This window comes from Streptomyces sp. NPDC001156, assembly GCF_053598275.1.
In genome coordinates, this window is sequence record NZ_JBSFJX010000407.1 from 1 (window position 1) to 3,507 (window position 3,507).

Sequence of the window (3,507 nt, forward strand, 5' to 3'; positions counted from 1 at the left end):
TCTTCGACCAGCACGACCTGGTACCCGAGCTCTACCTCTCCCGGTTCGGCCGCGGCGAGGACCTGCTCTACCGCGCCGTGTGCGCGCTGGAACGGCTGACCTACCGGGCCGCCGACATCGTCCTCGCCACGAACGAGAGCTACCGGAACGTCGCGATACGCCGCGGCGGCAAGCGTCCGGAGGACGTCTTCGTGGTGCGCAGCGCGCCCGCCATCGAACGGTTCCAACCGGTGCCACCCGAGCCGGAGTTGAAGCGCGGCAAGCCGCATCTGCTCTGCTACCTCGGCGTCATGGGCCCGCAGGACGGCGTCGACTACGCCTTGCGGGCCCTGGCGAAGCTCCGCGACGAGCTCGGCCGGACCGACTGGCACGCGGTGTTCGTCGGCTCCGGCGACGCCTTCGACGCGATGGTGGAGCTGTCCCGGCGGCTCGGGCTCGGTGAGCAGGTGCAGTTCACCGGGCGGATTCCGGACGCCGATCTGGTGCGCTACCTGTCCACCGCGGACGTGTGCCTCTCGCCCGACCCGCGCAATCCGCTCAACGACGTGTCGACCATGAACAAGGTCCTTGAGTACATGGCGATGGGCCGGCCGATCGTCTCGTTCGACCTGAAGGAGGCGCGCGTCTCCGCCGGTGAGGCCGCCGTCTACGCGCCCGCCAACGACGAGGCCGAGTTCGCCAAGCTCATCGCGCTGCTTCTGGACGATCCGGAGGAGCGGGCCCGGATGGGCAAGATCGGCCAAGAGCGGATCACCGGGCAGCTTTCCTGGCGCAACTCGCAAGCGTCGCTGCTTGCTGCCTACGCCGCCGCCTGCCGTGACCACGTTCCGGTGTCGGCAGGCGACCCGGACCGCGCAGGGCGGAGGCCGCGCCGTTGAGTGATGACACGATTCGCCTGGTCACGATCGGGCGGATGATCAGTCGGCGTTGGCGGCTTCTCACCATCCTCGCCCTGGTGGGTGCGCTCGCCGGCTACGGCGCCTCTTTGCTGTTTCCGCCGCGTTACACGACGTCGGCATCGGTACTGCTGCCGGGGGTGTGGGAGGAGCGCGAGCTGCTGACTCAGCAGGAGATCGCGACCAGTTCGGTGGTGGTCGACCAAGCGGCCGCCACGCTCCACTGGACCGGGGTCAGCGGCACCGAGCTGCGGGACCAAGTGACCGCCGCGGCCGCCGACGGGAACATCATCAAGATCTCGGGTACGGCCTCCACCCCGAAGCGCGCGCAGCAGCTCTCCGACCAAGTCGCCCAGCAGTTCGTCAAGTTCGCCTCGCGGATCGCAGGCGGCGGCACCGACTCCGCAGCAGCCACGGAGTCCGAGACGCTGCGGAAGCAGGTCGAGCAGACCAGCCGCCGCATCACCGACCTGGCCAAGGCGGCCGATCCGGGGAAGACCGTGGAGAGCGTGCAGACTCGCACCGACCTCGAGAAGCTGCGCACCTCGCTGCAGGAGGCCATCGACAAGCTGGACCAGGCCGACCCGGCTGCCAACAAGGCCAACATGGTCGTCATGGGGTCGGCGGCCCGGCCGGTCGGCGAGGCACCGCCGACGAGGATGCAGCTCATCGTCGCCGGGGCGCTGCTGTTCTTCCTGCTCGCGGGCATCGGCCATCTCGCCGCCGCCGCACGGTCGGGTCGCCGGCCGCGCACCGAACCGGAGATCACCGCGGCGCTGGGGTCGGCGCTGCTGGGCACCGTCGACGTACCTGGTGAACGGCCCGCGCACAGGCCGGAAGGCCGTGGCCTGCGGGCCCGGATCCGCCGGCTGCTGGGCGTCGACATCCGGTGGGACATGCCGACCCTGCAGGCGTCCGGCGACGAGGCCAGCAGGCAGATCCGCTACCGGCGGGTGTGCGCTCGCCTCCGTGACCAGCTGCCGGCCCCCCGGCGGCGGCTGCTGGTGGTCGTACCGGATGGTGACGAGATCGCCCGCCGGGCCGCCGGGCAGCTCGTCGCCGAGTCCGAGAGCGATCCGCTGCTGCGGGTGGTGGAGGTTTCGGTGGACCGGCCGATCGTGCCGGACCGCGACACCGAGTCCGGTGCCCTGGTCGTGCTCAGCGCCGGCAGCTGGACCGCAGGGGAGCTCGCTGGCATCGGCGAGGCGTGTGCGGACGCCAAGCACGAGGTCGTTGGCATCGTCCTCGCCGGCATGGTCCGGGCCCGTCCGGCGCGGTCTGCCGGCCGTCTTCGCGATGCCGCCACGCCGGTGCTCGCGGTTGGCGACGACGCGAAGGGAAGTTCAGGGTGACGACGAGTACGACTTCGGAGTCGTCGGCCGCCGCTCCGCTTCTCGACCTGCAGGCGCTGGTGGTGGCGGTGCGCAGGCGCCGCCGCCTGTGGTGCGCCATGGCGCTCCTCGGCCTGCTGGCCGGCTCCGCGCTGGCGGTCCTGATGCCGCCGTCGCCGACCGCGGTGACCGAGGTGCTGGTCGCGCATCAGGAGGACCAGCCGAACGACCCCGGAACGCTGATCCGCACCGACGCCGCGCTGCTGCAGACCACGCGGATCGCCGACAAGGCCCTGCGGGCCCTCAAGTCCTCAGAAAGCCCGGAAGACTTCATGGCGGACTACCGGGGCATCGGTCTGACCAACAACGTCCTGCAGATCACCGCGACAGGTGACAGCGACGCGGAAGCGATGGCCCGCGCCAAGGCGCTGGCCGATGCGTTCGTCGCGGACCATGTGGCGCGGCTGAAGGAGACCGCGAACGCCGAGGCCAAGGCCCTGCTCGACCAGCGTGACCGAATGCGGGACGAACTCGCCCAGGTCAACAAGGCGATCGGAGATGGATCGCCGCAGAGCGGGCCGAAGGCGTCGGTGAACCTGGAGTCGCTCTTCGCCCGCCGGGCCGAGCTCACCTCGCGGATCACCGATTTCGGCCAGCGCGCCGCGGAGGCGCCCATCGGCACGCCTCAGCTCGTCGCCGGGACACAGGTCGTGGACGCACCGCGCGCGGTGCGGCACTCCCTGCCCAAGACCGCTGCCACCAACGCCGTGATCGGGCTCGTCCTCGGGCTCGTCCTCGGGCTCGCGGTGGCCGCGGGCGGCTCGGTGGTGGCGGACCGCCCTGTGCTGCGCCGGGAGATCGCGGCGACCCTGGGCGCCTCGGTCATCGCGGAGCTGCCCCGCCGGTCGGGCAGGCTGTGGCGGCGCCGACGGATCCGGGCGGCACGCGAACGGCTCACCGCGTCCCTGGCCCGCACCGTGCGCGGCTCCGCGGAACCAGTGTCGCTGCTGGAACTGGGCTGTGCCCGCAGCACGAGCGTGATCGCCCTGGACCTCGCCAGGGCCCTGGCGACGGACGAGCCGGTGACCGTCGTCGACGGCCTGCCCGGCCCGCAGCTCGCCAAGCGCCGCCCGAAACCGGGAGACCCGACCGTGGTCGGCGGCGAGCGTGCCGCGACCGTGTCGTCCCAGGAGCGCAGGATCGGCGTCGGCTCGGTGGCGCCCGGCACGGCGTGGACCGACCTCCAGTACCTCGGCACCCAGACCGTGCTCGTGGTGCGG

Annotated in this window: 3 protein-coding genes; all 3 read left to right on the forward strand. The window is 71.8% G+C overall.

Going from position 1 to position 3,507, the window contains the following annotated elements:
- The coding region (locus ACWDA7_RS51345; protein ID WP_450614926.1) for a glycosyltransferase family 4 protein at positions 1-878 on the forward strand (878 nt) is incomplete at its 5' end.
- Positions 875-2,248 (forward strand): Wzz/FepE/Etk N-terminal domain-containing protein, encoded by a 1,374-nt coding sequence (locus ACWDA7_RS51350; RefSeq protein WP_450614928.1) that lies wholly within the window; start codon positions 875-877, stop codon positions 2,246-2,248. The genes ACWDA7_RS51345 and ACWDA7_RS51350, both read left to right, overlap by 4 nt.
- The coding region (locus ACWDA7_RS51355; protein WP_450614930.1) for a Wzz/FepE/Etk N-terminal domain-containing protein at positions 2,245-3,507 on the forward strand (1,263 nt) is incomplete at its 3' end. The genes ACWDA7_RS51350 and ACWDA7_RS51355, both read left to right, overlap by 4 nt.